An 18,266-nucleotide genomic window follows, 5' to 3' on the forward strand; every position below is an offset into this window, starting at 1 on the left:
TTGTTTTTGAGCGTTACTTGACTCAGAGTGATTTTCGCGTACTCTGGATAGGTTCGATAGTCCACCCCGATCGTGCGTGATTCTTCATGACTGCAACCACTGATATTGTTCAAAAGCTTTGGAGCCTCTGTCACGTTTTGCGGGACGATGGCATCACGTATTTGCAGTACGTTACAGAATTGACCTACCTGCTGTTTCTCAAGATGATGCAGGAAACAGAGAACGATCGTCAGTTGCCAGAAGGGTATCGGTGGGCAGATTTGGTCAGTAAAGATGGCGTGGAACAATTGGAGTTTTATCGATCGCTCTTGCTGCATCTTGGTTCTAAAGATGCCTCGAAGCGGGTGCAGTCGATTTTTGCCAATGCTCAAACGGCTTTGAAGCAGCCGCGTATCCTCAAAAAGCTGGTACAGAGTATTGATGAACTGGACTGGTATTCTGCCAAGAAAGAAGGGCTGGGCGATTTGTATGAGGGATTGCTCGAAAAGAACGCCAGCGAGAAAAAGTCAGGAGCCGGGCAATATTTCACCCCAAGGCCGTTAATCGATTGCATGGTGGCGCTGATTCAACCGCAGGCAGGGGAATTGGTGCAAGATCCGGCGGCGGGTACGGGTGGATTTTTGATTGCTGCCGATCGCTTTATTAAAGAACAGACCGATGATCTGTACGATCTGCCCCAAGAGATGCAAGATTTCCAGCGTCAGCAGGCGTTCTACGGCATTGAGTTGGTGCAGGATGCTCATCGCTTGTTGCTGATGAATTTGATGTTGCATGGCATTGAAGGCGATGTCAGTATTGGCGATACGTTGTCTTCGGATGGGCAACGGTTGAAACGGGCGAATGTGATTCTGACCAATCCACCGTTTGGGACGAAGAAGGGGGGCGGGTTGCCATCGCGAGATGACTTTACCTATTCGACTTCTAACAAGCAGTTGGCGTTTTTGCAGCACATTTATCGATCGCTCAAACCTGAAGGACGCGCTGCTGTTGTGTTGCCCGACAATGTGCTGTTTGAAGATGGGCAAGGTCGATCGATTCGGGCGGATTTGATGGATAAGTGCAATTTGCATACGATTTTGCGCTTGCCGACGGGGATCTTTTACGCGCAGGGGGTGAAGACGAATGTGCTGTTTTTCCAGCGCGGGACGACTGAGAAAAGCAACACGCAGGCAGTCTGGATTTACGATATGCGAACGAATATGCCGAGCTTTGGCAAGCGGATTCCATTAACTCGTGAGCATTTTAGGGAGTTTGAGCAGTGCTATGGGGCTGACTCCAATGGCAAGAGTGAGCGAGTGGATCAAGGAGAGACGGGGCGGTTTCGCTGCTTTACGCGGGAGGTGATCGCGAAACGGGGCGATAACTTAGATATTTCTTGGCTGCGGGATGAAAGTTTGCAGTCGGATGAATTGCAGGAACCAGAAGTGATTGCGGCAGAGATTTTGGAGCGGCTGCAAGTGGCGACGAAGGAGATGGAAGCGCTGATGGTGTTGCTGGAAGGAGAGGAAGCGGCGGAGGCGGTGACTGCTTCGGTGGGATTGCCGCTACTTTAAGATTAGGTCAGGTGATAGGGAGGTTCCATGAGCCTTGAGCAAACGATCGATTTAGAACAAGTTTTGCGCCATCGTTTAAAGGTGTCTAAAGCTGCGATCGTGCAATTTTGCCAAAAGTGGAAAATTGTTGAGTTTGCGTTGTTTGGGTCGGTGTTGCGAGATGATTTTCGGGATGATAGCGATGTGGATGTGTTAGTGGTGTTTGAAGAACCTCATGATTTGAGTTTGTCGGCATGGCTGGACATCCGCGAAGAAATTGCCGCGCTGTTTGGGCGAAAGGTGGATCTGATTCAGAAGAAGCTGTTGAAGAATCCTTACAGTAAGGCTGAGATTTTGCGAACGCATCGGGTGGTCTATGCAAGCCAATAATCGTGATGCGACTTCGCTTTGGGACATGGTGCAGGCGATTCGGAATCTTCAAGCCTTTACGAACGATCGCACTTTGCAAGAGTACTTGGAGAGCGTTTTTATGCAAAGTGCGGTAGAACGTCAATTTGAGATTTTGGGTGAGGCAGCGCGGCGAATATCACAGGAATTTCAACAGGCACATCCAGAGATCGATTGGCGCGCTGTGATTGGGCTACGGAATATTATTGCTCATCGGTATGAGCAAGTTGAACAGGAGACACTTTGGAGTATTATTCAGACGGTTTTGCCTGACTTGCTGATGCAATTAGAAGCATTACTGCCGCCGTTGCCAGAAGAGTAAGAACGATCGCGCTTTTCCGGTTCACTTTTGTTTTGATTGGAGTGTGAATGACAATGAGTGATGATGGAAGGGCACACGCTAGAGATTAAATCAGGAGATAAACAAGATGTCGATCGTCAAAATTCCTAAACAATATTTGATTGCTGAAGATGATGATTCGATTACAGTTGACTTACCAGAACCTGCCTTGAAGCGGCTACAAAAGGATTATCAGAAAGTTGAACAAGCGCAGGGAATCTTGAAAGACCGTAAAGAAGAAATACTGTCTCATTTGAGTACACTTCGTCAGGAGTGGGAGCAATAAAATCTACTTTTTCTTTTGTTTGCTCTGATCGATGTGGATTGTGAATGATGATGAGTGATGAATTAATCGAATTGCCTGAAGGATGGCAATGGACTCGATTTGAAGAAATTACTACTAACTGTGATGGTCAAAGAATTCCAGTAAGCAGCAAAGAGCGCGAATCTAGACAAGGACAGTTCCCTTACTATGGAGCCTCCGGCATTATTGATTATGTTGATAACTACTTATTTAATGGTAAATATCTACTAATAGCTGAAGATGGAGCAAATCTCCTTAGCCGATCTACTCCAATTGCTTTTGAAGCTGAGGATAAGTTTTGGGTAAATAATCATGCTCATGTAGTTCAAACCATTGAAACAACGGTTCTCAGTTCTTACCTACGAGACTACATTAACTTTTCTGATTTAAGATTTTATATTTCGGGTTCAGCACAGCCAAAGTTAAATCAGAAAAATCTTAACTCTATTCCCGTTCCGCTTCCGCCGATCGCTGAACAAAAACGCATTGTTGCCAAAATCGAGGAGCTTCGATCGAAGACCCAAAAAGCGCGAGAAGCACTTGAGGCAATCCCGGAGATGTGCGATCGCTTCCGTCAATCCGCCCTTGCTGCTGCCTTTCGAGGCCACTTAACAATCGATTGGCGTGAACAAAACGCCCATGTTGAACCTGCGGAAGTAATTGTAAAAAAAAATCAACAAGAGAAAGCTCAAGCAGATGCTAGCTCCAGTAGAAAGCCGCTCAAGAGACCAACTGTTTCTGATTGGGACTTCTGTAACAAGTGGATCAAGAGGATGGGCGCAGTATTATTCTGACGATGGAGCAACTTTTATCCGAGTTGGTAATCTCGATCGAAACACAATTTCTCTAGATTTCCAGGAAGTTCAAAGGGTTAATCCTCCAATCGGAGCAGAAGGAACAAGAACACGAGTAAAAACAGGAGACATCCTTGTTTCCATTACTGCTGATATTGGGATGATTGCTCTTGCACCAGAAGATTTACCAGAAGCATACATCAATCAACATATTGCTCTTGTTCGCCCTCTTCCAAGTGTCTATGCTAATTATTTCGCTTGGTACTTAGCATCATCAGAAGATGGTTATAAACAATTTCAGCAATTGCAACGAGGAGCCACAAAAGTTGGGCTAGGTTTAGATGATATTCGTAGCGTTTGGATTCCTATTCCGCCTCTAACTGAACAAAAATTGATTGTTACTGCAATCGAAAGCATTTTCAAAACGATCGATCACATTCAACAACAATACGAAGTAGCAAAAGCACAACTTGAGAAACTCGATCGAGCCATTCTTGCTCAAGCCTTTCGGGGTGAACTTGTGCCGCAAGATCCTAATGATGAGCCTGCATCAGTATTACTCGATCGAATTCGGGAAGAGCGGGCGAAAGTGAGCGATCGTAAATCAACCAAACGAAAACGGTAAAATTAGGAAAGCGGTTGCTTCGCAGTTCCTCAAAGGGGTAATCGTTGCGCTGTGTGAATTTTTAGACTGGAGAACGCATCATGAGCACCGAAGAGCAACTCCTAGAGTATTGGCGCAAACTCCCGTCTGACGCTCAGCATCAAGTTTTAGAATTTACGCGGTCACTTCAGACCGAAGACAATTCACTAGACTTAGGCGTACCTGAGCATCTCACAATCCAATCGCGTGAGCATCTCGATCAACTCCTTCAAGCAGGACTCGAAAGCGGCGACTCGATCGAAGTCACCGACGAGTGGTGGGCGCAAAAACGCGATCAGCTCTTCAACAACGCGCCTGAAACCCGATGATTCGCCGAATTTCCATTCGCCCTGCTGCCATCGTTGACCTCGATCAGCACGTTGCCTACCTCAATCAAAACAATTCACAAGCAGCAATGCGCTTCTTCGACGCAGCTCGTCAAACCTTCGCGACTCTCGCCCGAATGCCTAGCATTGGACGCATTTATCGTACTGGGGAAGATGAAACCCAGTACATCCGAAGATGGTCAATCAAAGGATTCAAAAACTACCTCATCTTTTATCGCTCGGATGATACCGTGATTGAAATTATTCGCGTTCTTCATGCAGCACAGGATCTCGATCGTCTTTTGGAAGATTTTAATTAAAGTCAGCGATAGCTCCGCTACACGGGGACGTGCTCGTAAATCAACCAAACGGAAACGATGAGAACAAGAGAGCGATCGCTGCCTTTATTTTTCTGTAGATTGCGATCGTAGATGTGTAGCGATCGCTGCAATAAGGCTGATTATGCTACTCTACCTCTCATGTTCAACTCATGTTTTTGAATATCAAGAATTGAAAGATTTAGCTCAATTCTTCTTTACTCATAGTTTGCTTGCTTTGTAGAGTTTGAGTTAATTAAGGACTACAAAGCTGATTGATTTAGATTCTCTTCATTAAGCTTCTCTAAATGATTGATATCTAAAGTGGATAAAAACAGCTCATTGCAAAACTGAGATTGGCTAACGCAAGGCTCTACATTAGTCCCATAACCCTTCATATTTTTTTCAAGGTGTAAAACCTCTTATCTAATGAGGGTTCTAGCGATTTTGGCAATTCTTCAAACTCGGTATTAGAAATCGCTGAAAGCTTCTCTAGCTCTTGTGTTTTACACACTTCCATCGAACTAGGCTGATAGTGCTCAGGATGCCAAAGCTCGGCATAGCGGTAAAGAGTTCGGCTGCTAATCTTCTCAGCTTGAAGAGCTTTCATCCTCGCTTTCGTCGTTGCAGGTAATTGCCCATTTTGTTCGAGCCGAGAAACTGCCTCTCTAATGCGTCTCTGCGCATCTTCTGCTCGAATGACATTGATTGAAACCGCTTTTTCCTTGTCGTCACAAAGACCAGTAGCAGAGCGTTTTGGAGCACTACCCAAGGGCCAGTAGTAATTCTCTGCTGCGCGTGCCCAAGCTTTTGCCTTCGATAGAATTTCATGCTGGTGACGACACCACTGTTCATAGCCAGGGCTGCTTATTGCAGTTTGGTAGATAAATTCAGCAAGGCTGTCTTCTTGTAACTGCTCGAACACAACGCCGTAACAAGCAATCTTCTTCAGCAAATAATTAGTTTGTCCATGCGCAGTCCAGCCTTCTTCAATCTCGGTCTCAAGGTCTTGCCTCCAGTTTTCAAGATTGGGACTATGGCGTTTGCCTAATCTGCCTGGCTTGAGTTTAGCGACACCGATCGCGTTGATTAAGTCGTCTAAATCTTGTGCTCCTGCTGCAATATCCCATCGTTGAAGAAAGGTTGCTAAGTCATCTCCTTCGGGATTGCCGTCATGATCGAGTAGACAAGAACCTGAACCTAGCTGAAGGGGCAACCGATGACCGTTGTATTCAGTGAAACTGCCAGAAAGCGCATAGGTTTTACAATTTGGAAAAATCTCAAGCTGCCCTTGAGAGATTGCAAATCCCTGAGCTTCTAGGCAAAGTTTAATAGCTTTCGCTAATCCAAAAGTCGGAACGGTGGAAGATAGAGGAATGTAAAGATGTAACCCTTCTGACCAACTAGAGCGGATGAGAATTGTGCGGCAGATGCCGATCGTTTCCAAAGCAGCTCGCACCAATGGAAGTGATTCTGGATTTTGAGCGGGGTGGTAAGCACTATTTCGATCGATATCAATCAAGGCGTAGCGAGTTTTAGAACCAAATCTCACACCAACTAATTCAGACTCCTCCTGCCATTTTTGCCACAACAAACGAGGGCTCAAATTATAAGAAACCGTGCTCCATTGTGAGTCAGACTCATTAGCTCGGATAATCGCTTTCCAAGGGTAAGGAAAAATTTCACACAGACGTTGACCCAATAGGTTGCTTGGCAAAGGATCGCGACGTTTCTTAGACATGACTATTTCAATTTAGGTTGGCAGATTGGATCAATGTGATGCTCGAACTGAGTTGATAGCTTCCCTTGCTTTAGGAATAAGCAGCCGTAGATGTACTCTGCAGAACTTGCTAGAGCTGATATTGCTTATTTGAAAAAGCTGCATAGTGAAATTTTTCAGTTTCCCAGCGCAGGAAACTGAACTTATTGAATTCCTTGAAAGTTGATTTCCCTAGCTAGAAGCAATTCATTCCGAGCACTGTTCTCGAAATAAAGCTTGAAGATGCAGCCTGAAGCTGTGCAACTTCTTTCAAAGATGCTGCTTTACTGCACCTACAAGCATTAAGCACACCTAGTTTCGCTAGAGCGTTTTGATTTACGTCGAGCCGTTTTCTGATTACTAGGTAGACTCATGAAAAACATTTCGATCGCGCGCTCATGCGCCTGTGCGTCATCACGGTTGATTACCCAATCCATGAGGAGCACCTTGTTGTATCTCACAGAGCGCGAATTGATTCGTACCCAATGAATGCCCTCTCTCAGAACGCCATTAGCTCTCAACTTCTTCAGCGTATCTGGTGCATACCCAATCAATTGTGCGGCTGCATCCTTCCTAATAAAAATAGATTCCTGAGAAGCGGAATAACTCGTTAAGTTTGTCAAATTTACCTCCGACGTTAAATGACAAGTGAACCTAGCGCAATTACTTACGCGTTGTAGGTCCCCCTGAGAGGTAAACCGATTAAGCGCTTCAAACCACCTAGTCTGCGTTTCTATGACTTAGGTTTCATCAAAGCATGCACATAGTAAAGCACAAAAATCTAAAATGGAACGAAAAGAATAAATCTTTTTCCGATCAATCTAACCTAGGCTTCTAAATTTCCGGCAGCGTGGGGCGACTATTAACAATTCCAGCATAGTGCTTGAGCATTGTTTTCAAATCGTGTCCAGCAATGTGCGAAATCAGCACAGGACTCATCCCACTCTCAAGAGCATGGCTAATAACCGTGTGACGAGTGCTGTAAAACTTCCGATAGGGGACACCAGCCTCTTTCAACATTTTCTTCCAGATGCGTTGCGAGAAGTTGTGATCGTCAATTCCTTGCCCTCGTGGTGATGGGAAAACCAAATCATCTGGTTTTGCATTAGCTGGTTTTCTAGATAACAAAAGATGTTGCACTTTGGCATTTAGAGCGAAACTCCGATCTTTATTCATTTTTGGGCGGCATTGTTGTCCACGGCTCCACGGCTCGCCGATCCAAATACTTGAGCAATCTTCGGATAAGTGCCTCCAACGCAGACCAATCGCCTCACAGGTTCTACAACCTGTGCAGAGCAAAAACTCTACAAAATCAGCGTACTGAGCGTAATACTTGTTTTGCCGGAACGCCTGGTCAATCGCTCTTATTTCCTCTTTACTAAACGGTTTAGGTTGCTGTTTGGGCGGAACCTTGATTCGCCCTGCCCATTTTTTCCAGGGATTATGGCTTTCCTCATGCCATTCCCAGGCCGCCGCTAATTCTTCCAAACGACGTTTGATTTGGTTCTCAGACAAGCCTTGTTTAAATTGATGCTTGACGAATTCTTCCACATTGCGATCGTCCAAGAGTTTCACAGGCTTCTTGGAAAAATGACATTTCAAGTAATTGGACGTTGCTTGGTATTTCTCCATTGTTTTAGGAGTGACTTCTTTTGCCTTGTATTCCACAAAACTGCGAAACAAGGCTATCACTGTTAGCTCAGGCGACTGCTCAATTTCCAACTGTTTTTGAGGCTTATACCTTGCAAGTGTTGCGTCAAAGTGACCAGACTTGATATCTAGCTCAATTTGAGTTGCAGTTCGTTGGGCAATCCCTTGATTCGTCTTTGTGTCGGGCAACCCGATTGCAAAAGCACGCCGTTTCCCTTGATGGGTAAATCGCAAGCGTAACCACCCTTTGTCAGCTTCAACCTTGACCGTTCCTTTAGGGGTCTTAGTAGAGTTGCCTACTTGGCTCATGCTTGTTTTGGTAGAAATCATATGCGTAGCGCTCAATTAGTACGCTCGCATTATATTCGCCTGTTTTTCATCTACCAGTCCTCTACCAATATTGGGTCTAAAATTCCCAATAAATCCCCAATCTAGTGCCCTAATGAGAATAGGGAGCCATCGAAAATTAAGTATAAAAACGCAAAAACCCGCTCAATGAGCGGGTTTTGAAGGAAGCCCGTGGCGAGGATTGAACTCGCGACCTCACCCTTACCAAGGGTGTGCTCTACCACTGAGCCACACGGGCATTCAGGATTGCATAATACAAAAGAAAAATGAACTATTTTTCTTTTGTATTATGCAATCTCCTGTGGATGGGCCGAGCTGGATTTGAACCAGCGTAGGCGTAGCCAGCGGATTTACAGTCCGCCCCCATTAACCACTCGGGCATCGACCCTTGCTCTCCACAGATGCTAATAGTAGCACAACAGGTAAATGAAAGTAAAAGGGTAAACGGCAAAACTTTTATTTTTCCTCAACTTTCATTTGTTGGGCTAGAGCGGGGATGAGAAAGTCGGTCAGTGTATGAGCGTCAACGCCAAGTACTGTACGCGTCTGAGCAGCTAAACGACCTGCTTGTGCGTGCCACCAAACCGCACTCTGAACGATGTCAAGCAAAGATGTAGAGGCGGAAGCCGCAACTTTTTGAGCGACTAATCCGCCTAGCAAACCGGTTAGTACGTCGCCGCTTCCACCTCGTGCTAAAGCAGGCGTACTCTCTGGATTAATGCAAACCCTACCTTGCGGATCAGAAATGGTCACTCGTGCTCCCTTCAACAGCACGATCGCGCTCGTTTGTTTGGCGGCTTGTCGAACAGCAGTAATGCGACAGCTCATTCCTTCAGCAATGTCTGGAAAGAGCCGTTTAAATTCGCCCAAGTGAGGCGTCAGAATTGTCGGGGCTTGGCGCTTCTGTAGCGTAGGGATAGTTTCTTGTTGCGCCAAAATATTCAATCCGTCTGCATCTAGAACAAGGAAAGATTCGCTGTCTAAAATTTGCTGGACAATGGGAGATGCTTCTGTTGTCAGACCAGGACCACATGCGATCGCATTAAATGAGGACAGCACCAAGGATGCAGGAAGCTCTGCGATCGCGCCCGCTTCGGTTTCAGGACAGCCGATGATCAGTGCCTCTGGCAGTTGAGCAGAGAGGGTAGATTTGAGCGATTCGGGAACTGCGATCGACAGCATACCGACGCCACTTGCTCGTGCCCCTAATCCGGTTAGCAATGCGCCACCCGCATAGCGACGAGATCCACAAACCACTAGCAAATGACCCATTTTGTATTTATGAGTCGAAGCGGGGCGCACAAGTGGCAGCGATGCGATCGCCCATTGAGGTGTGACGCGCTGCACCTCTGGGGTTTTTCCTAACACCGCAGAAACGTCTGCGATCGGCACATCAAAATCAATCAATTCTGCTTGTCCGACATAGTCTAATGCCTCATCTTGTAGCAATCCGAGCTTCCACAGTCCCAGACAGAGGGTATGGGTTGCCCAGATTGCTGTGCCTAACACTTCTCCGGTATCGGCGTGCAGTCCTGAAGGAAGATCGATGCTTAAGCGGGGCATGTCCCATATATTTACGAGATCTATCAGTGTCGAAATGGGTTTTGTGAGCGCTCGATCTAAGCCAAAACCAAACAGCCCATCGAGCAAGAGATCACACTCCTGCAAGGGTTCAACAGACTGATAGCAAGAAACGCCTAGATTTTCGAGGTAGTGCAAATGGGCTGCCGTCAGATCCTTGAGGCGCGAAACCGGACAACATAGCCTAATTTCATATCCCTTGAAGTAGAGTTCACGAGCAACAACCAAGGCATCTCCGCCGTTGTGACCTGGTCCGATCAGAACTCCAATTTTGCGAACTGAGGATTGCGGATAAAGCGCTTGAATTCTTTGTGCAATGCGTCCAGATACTTTCTCCATTAATGCGGCGACTGGCATTCCTGCATCAAAAATGCGTTGCTCTATCGATCGCATCTGTGCCGCTGTTACAACAATGCGTTGCAGTTGCTCTAGCCTATCTTGAGGAGACATGTTCATGATGGTGTCTGCATTTAGTGATTAGGCTAGAGTACACCTTTGGTTCTAGCATCTTTCCCTTAATAGAGGCAGAAATTTGGAAGATACCGCTTCGCTCAGCTGTCAAATGTTATTTCTCATAGCATTTTGCTTCGTATTTGCTTAAGCGCTATTTCTTCTATTCATAATAGGTATTTGAGACAGTGATCTCATTTACCCGCAGAATTTTTATTCATAGCTCGATAGCGTCGCGAAGCAGTTCCCCCAGCGGGGTAATCGCGCATATTGAGCTTGGCGCGTAGCTCATCTTTAATCCGAATTAAAATAGAGTCTTCATCTAGCGAAGCTAAGATGTTTGTCACGACAGCTTTTGGTCCGTCCGGTCCCCAAGATGCACCATTGGCCAGATATGCTTTGGTGACCTGTCCAATTCCGTAAGACGAGATGCCGGCCACGCCTGCTTGAGTCAGTGCTACCGAAAGATAGGGACCCAACGATAGCCCACCCGTAGCCGGAGCTGATAAACCGAGTAACCCTTTAAGGGAACTGAGTCCAAGATTGGCGAGAAGTTCGCTGGCAGTGATACCTCCCATCGCGATCGCAATCTTTTGCAGCAGTGCGATCGCGCCTTGTTGGGTCATTTGAATCCCGTAGAGCTTTGAGAGCGCCAAAATCATTGCCACATCGATCGCCGCACTGCTCAGAATGTCTAACACCGTTATAGGATTTACGGCAGTGGCAACAGCTTTGGTAATCACGGCATTCCACACGATCCGATCGGCATTTTGCTCACGGATTGTCATTTTTCGCTCAACGACGCGATCGTTGATGTCATCGGCATACAGCATTGTGTTGAGCGCAACGAGAGATTTGCCTTCCCGGTGCAACACTTCTAGAATCTTGAGCTTCAGTTCATCAACTTGAGGAATGCCTAGAGTTCGCTGAATGGTGGTACGACCATCAGGACGTTTGACGGCTCTACCAATCAGGGGAGAAGCTGCCACCATAACAATCTCATCAGGTGATAATAAATCTTTGACGCGCTCATCACGGATCTTATGGTAGATACTCATGCGATCGGCGTCGGGGTACTGATCAATCTTGTTAAACACCAGAATGATGGGTTTGCCGACATTCCGCAGTTCTGACAAAGCTTGATATTCTACATTGGTCATGTCGCCGGAGACAATGAAGAGCAGCAAATCTGCTTGCTGAGCCACCTGACGTGCCAAGGCTTCTCGCGCTTCTCCATCGACTTCATCAATGCCGGGAGTATCAATTAGTTCAATTTGCGATTGAGACATTCCGGGCAGAGTCACTCGCTCGATCGTATGATCGCTGTCTGCCACTGCTTCTGTAGAAACACTCCAATTCGCCGTTTGGCGCACTTGAGTAACGCCGTGAATCGGACCTGTCTCGAACACGGTTTGCCCCAACAGCGCATTGAGAACAGACGATTTTCCTCGCCCCACCATGCCAAACGCGGCAATGTGAACCACGAGCCGATCGAGCTTTCCCAGCATCGTTTCTAGCCCATGAATTTCAGAGTCAAGCCCAGTGCGTTCTGAAGCTGTGAGATCAAGATTTTCAACCAAGGTGCGTAGAGTGGTTTGGGCTTGACGATAATTTAGCTCTGCCTGAATTTCGTCAAACCCAAGAATGGCTTCTTCAAGTTCTTGATCAAAGGTTTTTGCAGAATTGCTGGTTACGGAGTCGGCGATGGGGTCAGATAAAGGATCAGACATGGGCGGTGAGGAGAAAACAGTTTACCCAAGATAGCTATTTCTTCTCAATCCTAACAATCCCTGTCTGAACCGTTCGGCGCATTCTTGTAAAAAATCGATTCTTGTGTGAAGAACCGGCTTCAGCAAAAAATTAACGGTAGCGGCGATTACGGCGAGCGAGCGTCTCTTTGCGCTTGCGCTTTTCCAGCGGCGTTTCAAAGTGACGGTGCGATCGCAAGTCCGCCAAAATGCCTGCCTTGGATACCTGACGTTTGAACCGGCGTAGAGCAGAATCAATACCTTCGTTTTCGCCTAAAACCACTTGGGTCATTCTTAAGAGTCTCCTGTTGAGTACAAAAGATAGGTTGGAAGACCTGAAGCATTCTACGCTTTGGAGAAGTCTGTTAGGGGACTCAATCCAATTGCTGAACGTCAGCCGCTCCTGTCTGCATCGTAAAAGTATGCATAGATAGCCCAGCATTTATAACCTACCATTGGCAGATTAGCATAAAACACTGAAACTGTTTACAGGAGGTCATTCCTGATTAAACTCAGCGAGACGAATATCAGCCTCGCTGGTCTTCAAAACCCTGTTTGAGACGTTCACCTCACACGCTCCTCAATATCTCGGTACTCGCACCTTATGTCTTGACACTTGCCGCGCATACCTTAAGGTAAAGAGCCACTGACTAATGACCGTTGGCGATTCTGCACCTTAAAATTAAATTGGTCTCTTGGTTGGAGTTTCCTTCTTGGCAATCGTTTGATTGAGTCTTGGTTTCTAAGTGCGAACTTTCATCCCTCACTACTATTAATCTAATGAGACAATATTTAAGCCAAATAATATTTGTCTAAGAGCTAGGAATGTCCGCTAGAAATTAGGATGCGTTTGCCCTGTTCTTCATCCCTCATCCCTAGTTTCTCTTCCTCGTTTTCTGCTACTGTTAGCAAAACATTCACCATCTACTAGTGAAGCGGTACATTTCCGTTTATTCTAGAGAACTTGTGAACATAGAGTTCCGTCAACGCTCATTTTCAGAAGCGGATAAGGTCAATGGCTCGGATCATCGTCATCACGTCTGGTAAGGGCGGAGTGGGTAAAACTACCACAACCGCAAATCTCGGTATGGCACTAGCCAAGCGCCGCCGCAAAGTTGTTGTGGTGGATGCCGATTTTGGACTAAGAAATCTCGATCTGCTCTTGGGGTTGGAAAATCGAGTGGTCTACACCGCCGTTGAGGTACTGGCGGGTCAGTGTCGCTTAGAGCAAGCGCTGGTTAAAGATAAACGGTTTAACAATTTGGCATTACTCCCGGCGGCGCAAAATCGCACCAAAGACGCCGTGTCGCCCGATCAGATGAAGCAATTGGTGAATGCTCTGGCGCGAGTGTATGAGTTCATTCTGATCGATTGTCCGGCGGGAATTGAGATGGGGTTTCAGAATGCGATCGCGGCGGCGAAAGAAGCCATCATTGTCACCACGCCCGAAATTTCTGCGGTCAGAGATGCCGATCGCGTCATTGGATTGCTAGAAGCAAATAACATTAAGCGGATCAATTTGATCATCAATCGAATTAAACCTGCGATGGTACAAGCGAACGATATGATGTCCGTTGCCGATGTGCAAGAGATCCTGGCTGTAGAATTGTTGGGTGTTATTCCTGACGATGAAAAAGTGATCGTTTCAACGAACAAAGGTGAGCCACTAGTCCTATCAGAAACGCCATCGCAAGCTGGAACCGGATTTGATAATGTGGTTCGTCGTTTAGAAGGTGAGCACGTGCCGTTTATGGATCTTACGGTTCGGGATGAAGGGTTTTTCTCTCGTCTGCGCCGTATGCTTTCGAACCGAGCTTAAGATTTTTTCAGATGGATCATTCAGCGATGCCGCCCGTCGCTCTCTACCCGCCTCTTCTCATCACCCATCATGCTCATTGAACTTCTAGAACGTCTTTTCCCGCGAGCGGCAGACAACAGCCGTAACGATGTCAAACGGCGTCTTCAGCTTGTGTTAGCCCACGATCGCACCGATCTACCGCCCAATCTGCTCGAAGACATGCGAAAGGAAATTCTAGAGGTCGTGTTGCGCTACGTCGAACTCGATGATACGGGCATGGAATTTTCGCTGGAAAATCATCATCGCACAACGGCCTTGATTGCAAATTTGCCGATTCGCCGGATTCGCTCACGTGCGGAAGCAGAACCTGAAAAGCCCGTCGCCGCGCCTGATCTCACGCTAACCCCCGACCTAACACTAGCCGATGAACCTGGAAGGCCCGTCGCCGTGCCCGATCTCACGCTAGCCCCCGACCTAACACTACCCGATGAACCTGCTACGCCCAAACCAAGCGCCCCGTCTGAATAAATGAGAATTACGGGTAGAACGAAACTTCTGGGGGTGATTGGATATCCAATTGAGCATTCGTTGTCTCCCATCATGCACAACGCTGCCTTACTGGAGATGGGCTTAGAGTATGTCTATTTACCGTTTGAAATTGCCCCTGAAAACCTAGAAGCTGCCGTTTCAGGATTTGCCGCGATCGCGCTTCAAGGTTTCAACATCACGATTCCCCACAAACAAGCGATCGTGCCCTTCTTAACCAACGTGACCGATGTTGCTGCCACGATTGGAGCTGTAAATACTGTTTGGAGAACCGAAGTTGGTTGGAGTGGCACCAACACAGACGTAATTGGATTTTTAGCACCCCTACAGGCATTACAGAAAGACTGGAGTTCAACCCGCGCCGTGATTCTCGGTAACGGTGGAGCCGCAAGAGCCGTAGTCGCTGGATGTTCTCAGTTGGGATGTGCTGACATTCAAGTCGTCGGACGAAATCCAGAAAAGTTGAACGCTTTTTTGCAAAGCTGGAATGGTTCACCGTTTGCTCAAAATCTTCAGGTACGGTCTTGGGATGCTCTACCCGATCTGCTAAGCGATGCAGATTTGATCGTCAATACGACGCCGATCGGCATGTCGCCGCAGATCGATCAATCGCCTCTAACGTCCACGGATGTACAGCAGCTAAAAAAAGGCGCGATCGCCTACGACCTAATTTATGTACCCAATCCAACTCTGTTTTTACAGCAGGCGCGATCGCAGGGCTGCATGACGATCGATGGTCTAGAAATGTTGATTGGGCAAGGAGTGGCTGCGCTGGAAATTTGGACGAAGCAAACAGTTCCAGTCGAAACAATGCGTCAATCGCTACGCCAGCACCTACGGCTGTAGGGTGGGTTATAGAATGGGATGCCCGGGCTAAAGCGCTAAACTTGAGTTTGTAAAGTGAGGGCAACCCTTGAGGTATAACTAGTAAATCTGGAGTTCCAAACAGTAGTTGGGTTAACAGTTAGGTTAACCTAATGCTCGATCTCTGGATTTCTGAAGAAGTGATTCCTGGATCAATCCAGTGATTGTCCTGTACAGTGTGAGCGACAGAATCGACCATGCAGCCAGCTATCTCCGTCGGAACCATCTTACAAAGCCGCTACCGCATTCTCAACATTCTGGGGCACGGCGGCTTTGGTCGAACGTATTTAGCAGAAGATCAAGGGCGATTTAATGAACTGTGTGCATTAAAAGAACTGACGCCACCGCAAGACAATCCTTACGCACTGAATAAATCGCAAGAACTGTTTCAGCGAGAAGCACAGATTCTCTATCAGATTCAGCACCCCCAAATTCCTCAGTTTCGAGCCACCTTTGAAGAAGATCAGCGCTTATTTTTAGTGCAGGATTACGTCGAAGGCAAGACCTATCAGACGCTGCTTGACGAACGCAAACACCAAGGATTTGTGTTTTCTGAAAATGAAGTGTTGCAGCTTGTCAAGCAGGTCTTGCCTGTGTTGGCCTACATTCACGGTAAAGGGATCATTCACCGAGATATTGCGCCTGATAATGTGATACTGCGCGATCGCGATCAACTCCCCGTGTTAATCGATTTTGGAGTGGTGAAAGAGATTGCAACTCGGATGCAAGGACCCGAAACCTTTAAGCAGCAAACGACGGTCGGTAAGCTCGGCTACGCCCCGAGTGAGCAGATGCAGACTGGACGCGCCTATCCCAACAGCGATCTCTATGCGTTAGCAGTGACAGCCCTCGTTCTACTGACCGGACGAGACCCGCAAGAACTGTTCGACGAAAACACGATGACGTGGCAGTGGCAGCGCTACGTCAATGTGAATCCAACCTTTGCTCAAGTTTTGAATCGGATGTTGAGTTATCGCGTGGGCGATCGCTTTCAGTCGGCCAACGAAGTGATGCAGATGCTGCAAACACCTGGAACACCTGCGCCTTATCCGCCTTCTATTGCTCAGCCCCCCGTCGTCGCGCCGCCGCCTTCTGCGGTTCGTCCCGCTCAGCCTGATATGTCGCAGATGGCAACGCAAGCGATCGGACGCCGCTCGACGCCAACCACCACCCCCACCGAGTTTGGGAATCGGGCACAACCGACGGTTCCAACCCGGAGTTCCATGTGGGATGATCCGTGGGCAGTCTTTGCGATCGGGACAGGACTCGTGCTGCTGGTTGGTCTCGCCGCTTGGGCAATTACGCGCGGCATTCTCACCGCTAATCAGCCGGCTCCAACTCCCACAACCACGATTTCGCCCTCGCCCCGTCCGAGTACGCCGAGTCCTCGCCCAAGTACGCCGAGTCCATCGCCTAGCGCTGAACCTGTCACGTACAGTCAAACGTTAGATTTGTCGCAAGGCAGCACGTCACGAGACGGCACGCTTCAAGCGAATCAGACGCTAAACCTAATCGTGCCAGCCCAAGAAGGGCAGGAACTCAATGCGGCGGTGCAGGGGGAAGAGGTGTTGATGACCGTATTAGCCCCAGACGAGCAGCCGGTTGACGCCCAAGCAAGTCGGACTCCGCGTTGGTCAGGAACGCTGCCCTACACCGGCAAATATATGATTCAATTAAAGCCTGTGAAAGGTCTGCAAAAGGGTGCATATAAGCTCAACGTTGAGCTTGCATCACCGCCTCCGCCTCCTAGTCCTTCCCCAACCACTTCTCCAGATCCAACGACCAGTCCAACGGTGCAAACCGAGCGAATTAGCTTCCCTTCGGGACAAAACGGGACTCAAGTCTCTGGAAAAGCCAGTCCAACGCTGATTCAGCGCTATATTTTGAATGCCAAAGCAGGACAGTTTGCCACTGTACGCATTAGTCAGGGCGCTACGCTGGTGGTTCGCTCCCCCAACAGACGAGTTGAAAGTACAGGCAGTGCCGTGTGGCAGCAGAACCTAAGCGCGGCGGGCGATTACGAGATTGATGTGATTGCGAATCAGGACACTAACTTTACCCTAGACGTGAATGTTCAGTAAACCGATTAATGCCCTTTTGATTGCTGGAACCGATACCAATGTGGGTAAGACGGTGTTGACCTCTGCGTTAGCCGCCTATTGGCAAATTTACTGCGCTCCGCACACGCTAGGGATGATGAAACCCTTTCAGACGGGAATGGGCGATCGCGAACACTATTTGCGATTGTTCAACTTAGATCAATCCCCAGAGGAACTAAATCCTGTTCATTTTGCAGCGCCCTTAGCGCCCCCGCTGGCTGCCGATCGCGAGGGAAAACGAGTCCAACCTGAACTGGCATGGCAAGCGTTTGAAGCACTGCGATCGCGGCGAGACTTTGTTTTAGTAGAAGCCTTGGGCGGGCTGGGATCGCCGATTACTCACGAAACAACCGTCGCAGATTTAGCTTGGGATTGGCAGTTGCCTGTGGTGCTGGTTGTTCCGGTGAAATTAGGTGCGATCGGGCAAGCGGTAGCAAACGTAGCGCTGGCGCGTCAGTCTCGCCTGCATCTTAAAGGGATTGTACTGAGTTGCGTTCAGCCTTGCTCAGACGACGAGATAGAACAGTGGGCATCAGCAAGTCTGATTCAATCGTTGACTGGCATTCCGGTGCTAGGATCGATTCCTCACTTGGCAGATGGGTGGGATGCAGTTGAGATTGCGCCCAGCGATGCTCGTACCAAATTAGCTCAAGTTGCGTCTCATTTAGAACTAGAACGGCTGATGCCGCTTGTGTATGAATCGCTGTAGTTATCCAAGTTGCGGGTTAAGTTGAGAGAACAGAAGAAAACAACCGCAAG

The 18,266-nt window shown here is 47.8% G+C and carries 18 protein-coding genes and 2 tRNA genes; 13 read left to right on the forward strand and 7 right to left on the reverse strand.

Annotated features, from left to right (window positions below; genetic code table 11):
- The first annotated feature begins 86 nt into the window (after nt 1-86).
- The 8 genes from AC5JLB_RS24595 (at nt 87) to AC5JLB_RS24630 (ending at nt 4,667) form a co-directional block, all read left to right on the forward strand.
- Nucleotides 87-1,553 carry a class I SAM-dependent DNA methyltransferase gene (locus tag AC5JLB_RS24595; protein WP_495876463.1) on the forward strand — a complete coding sequence of 489 codons (1,467 nt, stop codon included), beginning with the start codon at nt 87-89 and terminating at the stop codon, nt 1,551-1,553.
- A 27-nt stretch (nt 1,554-1,580) separates the two neighbouring features.
- Nucleotides 1,581-1,922 carry a nucleotidyltransferase domain-containing protein gene (locus tag AC5JLB_RS24600; protein WP_495876464.1) on the forward strand — a complete coding sequence of 114 codons (342 nt, stop codon included), beginning with the start codon at nt 1,581-1,583 and terminating at the stop codon, nt 1,920-1,922.
- Nucleotides 1,909-2,262: a HepT-like ribonuclease domain-containing protein gene (locus AC5JLB_RS24605; protein ID WP_495876465.1), complete on the forward strand. Its 354-nt coding sequence runs from the start codon at nt 1,909-1,911 to the stop codon at nt 2,260-2,262. Before AC5JLB_RS24600 ends, AC5JLB_RS24605 begins: the two co-directional genes overlap by 14 nt.
- Nucleotides 2,263-2,368: 106 nt before the next feature.
- A complete protein-coding gene (locus AC5JLB_RS24610; RefSeq protein WP_495876466.1) occupies nt 2,369-2,566 on the forward strand; it encodes a hypothetical protein in 198 nt (65 codons plus the stop codon).
- A gap of 44 nt (nt 2,567-2,610) precedes the next feature.
- The gene (locus AC5JLB_RS24615) at nt 2,611-3,378 is read left to right on the forward strand and encodes a restriction endonuclease subunit S (protein ID WP_495876467.1); all 768 of its coding nucleotides are present in this window, start codon (nt 2,611-2,613) and stop codon (nt 3,376-3,378) included.
- A complete protein-coding gene (locus AC5JLB_RS24620; RefSeq protein ID WP_495876468.1) occupies nt 3,281-4,003 on the forward strand; it encodes a restriction endonuclease subunit S in 723 nt (240 codons plus the stop codon). The genes AC5JLB_RS24615 and AC5JLB_RS24620 overlap by 98 nt, the downstream gene beginning before the upstream one ends.
- Nucleotides 4,004-4,083: 80 nt before the next feature.
- Nucleotides 4,084-4,350: a hypothetical protein gene (locus AC5JLB_RS24625; RefSeq protein ID WP_495876469.1), complete on the forward strand. Its 267-nt coding sequence runs from the start codon at nt 4,084-4,086 to the stop codon at nt 4,348-4,350.
- Nucleotides 4,347-4,667 (forward strand): type II toxin-antitoxin system RelE/ParE family toxin, encoded by a 321-nt coding sequence (locus tag AC5JLB_RS24630; RefSeq protein WP_495876470.1) that lies wholly within the window; start codon nt 4,347-4,349, stop codon nt 4,665-4,667. Before AC5JLB_RS24625 ends, AC5JLB_RS24630 begins: the two co-directional genes overlap by 4 nt.
- A gap of 391 nt (nt 4,668-5,058) precedes the next feature.
- Here the strand turns inward: AC5JLB_RS24630 and AC5JLB_RS24635 are convergent, their stop codons facing one another.
- From AC5JLB_RS24635 to rpsU, 7 genes are all read right to left on the reverse strand, one after another.
- Nucleotides 5,059-6,405, reverse strand: a complete 1,347-nt coding sequence (locus tag AC5JLB_RS24635) for a hypothetical protein (protein ID WP_495876471.1) — start codon at nt 6,403-6,405, stop codon at nt 5,059-5,061.
- Between the two features lie 852 nt (nt 6,406-7,257).
- Entirely contained in the window at nt 7,258-8,403 is a 1,146-nt protein-coding gene (locus AC5JLB_RS24640; RefSeq protein WP_495876472.1) for a tyrosine-type recombinase/integrase, read from the reverse strand.
- A gap of 184 nt (nt 8,404-8,587) precedes the next feature.
- A tRNA-Thr gene (locus AC5JLB_RS24645) sits at nt 8,588-8,659 on the reverse strand.
- A 68-nt stretch (nt 8,660-8,727) separates the two neighbouring features.
- Nucleotides 8,728-8,809: transfer RNA gene (locus AC5JLB_RS24650), tRNA-Tyr, on the reverse strand.
- Between the two features lie 68 nt (nt 8,810-8,877).
- Nucleotides 8,878-10,458 (reverse strand): NAD(P)H-hydrate dehydratase, encoded by a 1,581-nt coding sequence (locus AC5JLB_RS24655; RefSeq protein ID WP_495876473.1) that lies wholly within the window; start codon nt 10,456-10,458, stop codon nt 8,878-8,880.
- Between the two features lie 188 nt (nt 10,459-10,646).
- Nucleotides 10,647-12,182, reverse strand: coding sequence for a GTP-binding protein (locus AC5JLB_RS24660; RefSeq protein WP_495876474.1), 1,536 nt, complete (start codon nt 12,180-12,182; stop codon nt 10,647-10,649).
- A 130-nt stretch (nt 12,183-12,312) separates the two neighbouring features.
- A complete protein-coding gene (rpsU, locus tag AC5JLB_RS24665) occupies nt 12,313-12,492 on the reverse strand; it encodes a 30S ribosomal protein S21 (RefSeq protein ID WP_162421836.1) in 180 nt (59 codons plus the stop codon).
- Between the two features lie 723 nt (nt 12,493-13,215).
- Between rpsU and minD the strand changes: the two genes are divergently transcribed.
- The 5 genes from minD to bioD all read left to right on the forward strand — a co-directional run bounded on the left by minD (nt 13,216) and on the right by bioD (nt 18,216).
- Nucleotides 13,216-14,019 carry a septum site-determining protein MinD gene (gene minD / locus AC5JLB_RS24670; RefSeq protein ID WP_495876475.1) on the forward strand — a complete coding sequence of 268 codons (804 nt, stop codon included), beginning with the start codon at nt 13,216-13,218 and terminating at the stop codon, nt 14,017-14,019.
- 69 nt (nt 14,020-14,088) lie between these two features.
- Complete coding sequence (minE, locus tag AC5JLB_RS24675) at nt 14,089-14,526, forward strand: cell division topological specificity factor MinE (protein WP_495876476.1); 438 nt, start codon at nt 14,089-14,091, stop codon at nt 14,524-14,526.
- A complete protein-coding gene (locus AC5JLB_RS24680) occupies nt 14,527-15,390 on the forward strand; it encodes a shikimate dehydrogenase (RefSeq protein WP_495876477.1) in 864 nt (287 codons plus the stop codon).
- 215 nt (nt 15,391-15,605) lie between these two features.
- Nucleotides 15,606-17,489 (forward strand): protein kinase domain-containing protein, encoded by a 1,884-nt coding sequence (locus tag AC5JLB_RS24685; protein WP_495876478.1) that lies wholly within the window; start codon nt 15,606-15,608, stop codon nt 17,487-17,489.
- Nucleotides 17,479-18,216 carry a dethiobiotin synthase gene (gene bioD / locus AC5JLB_RS24690; RefSeq protein WP_495876479.1) on the forward strand — a complete coding sequence of 246 codons (738 nt, stop codon included), beginning with the start codon at nt 17,479-17,481 and terminating at the stop codon, nt 18,214-18,216. Before AC5JLB_RS24685 ends, bioD begins: the two co-directional genes overlap by 11 nt.
- Nucleotides 18,217-18,266: the final 50 nt, after the last annotated feature.

The sequence above is a fragment of the Myxacorys chilensis genome (assembly GCF_059505265.1).

What these genes read in the sequence shown, in the direction of transcription:
- AC5JLB_RS24595 (WP_495876463.1), top strand. Translation starts at nt 87, where the DNA reads ATGACTGCAACCACTGATATTGTTCAAAAGCTTTGGAGCCTCTGTCAC.
- AC5JLB_RS24600 (WP_495876464.1), top strand. Translation starts at nt 1,581, where the DNA reads ATGAGCCTTGAGCAAACGATCGATTTAGAACAAGTTTTGCGCCATCGT.
- AC5JLB_RS24605 (WP_495876465.1), top strand. Translation starts at nt 1,909, where the DNA reads ATGCAAGCCAATAATCGTGATGCGACTTCGCTTTGGGACATGGTGCAG.
- AC5JLB_RS24610 (WP_495876466.1), top strand. Translation starts at nt 2,369, where the DNA reads ATGTCGATCGTCAAAATTCCTAAACAATATTTGATTGCTGAAGATGAT.
- AC5JLB_RS24615 (WP_495876467.1), top strand. Translation starts at nt 2,611, where the DNA reads ATGATGATGAGTGATGAATTAATCGAATTGCCTGAAGGATGGCAATGG.
- AC5JLB_RS24620 (WP_495876468.1), top strand. Translation starts at nt 3,281, where the DNA reads ATGCTAGCTCCAGTAGAAAGCCGCTCAAGAGACCAACTGTTTCTGATT.
- AC5JLB_RS24625 (WP_495876469.1), top strand. Translation starts at nt 4,084, where the DNA reads ATGAGCACCGAAGAGCAACTCCTAGAGTATTGGCGCAAACTCCCGTCT.
- AC5JLB_RS24630 (WP_495876470.1), top strand. Translation starts at nt 4,347, where the DNA reads ATGATTCGCCGAATTTCCATTCGCCCTGCTGCCATCGTTGACCTCGAT.
- AC5JLB_RS24635 (WP_495876471.1), bottom strand. Translation starts at nt 6,405, where the DNA reads ATGTCTAAGAAACGTCGCGATCCTTTGCCAAGCAACCTATTGGGTCAA.
- AC5JLB_RS24640 (WP_495876472.1), bottom strand. Translation starts at nt 8,403, where the DNA reads ATGATTTCTACCAAAACAAGCATGAGCCAAGTAGGCAACTCTACTAAG.
- AC5JLB_RS24655 (WP_495876473.1), bottom strand. Translation starts at nt 10,458, where the DNA reads ATGAACATGTCTCCTCAAGATAGGCTAGAGCAACTGCAACGCATTGTT.
- AC5JLB_RS24660 (WP_495876474.1), bottom strand. Translation starts at nt 12,182, where the DNA reads ATGTCTGATCCTTTATCTGACCCCATCGCCGACTCCGTAACCAGCAAT.
- rpsU (WP_162421836.1), bottom strand. Translation starts at nt 12,492, where the DNA reads ATGACCCAAGTGGTTTTAGGCGAAAACGAAGGTATTGATTCTGCTCTA.
- minD (WP_495876475.1), top strand. Translation starts at nt 13,216, where the DNA reads ATGGCTCGGATCATCGTCATCACGTCTGGTAAGGGCGGAGTGGGTAAA.
- minE (WP_495876476.1), top strand. Translation starts at nt 14,089, where the DNA reads ATGCTCATTGAACTTCTAGAACGTCTTTTCCCGCGAGCGGCAGACAAC.
- AC5JLB_RS24680 (WP_495876477.1), top strand. Translation starts at nt 14,527, where the DNA reads ATGAGAATTACGGGTAGAACGAAACTTCTGGGGGTGATTGGATATCCA.
- AC5JLB_RS24685 (WP_495876478.1), top strand. Translation starts at nt 15,606, where the DNA reads ATGCAGCCAGCTATCTCCGTCGGAACCATCTTACAAAGCCGCTACCGC.
- bioD (WP_495876479.1), top strand. Translation starts at nt 17,479, where the DNA reads ATGTTCAGTAAACCGATTAATGCCCTTTTGATTGCTGGAACCGATACC.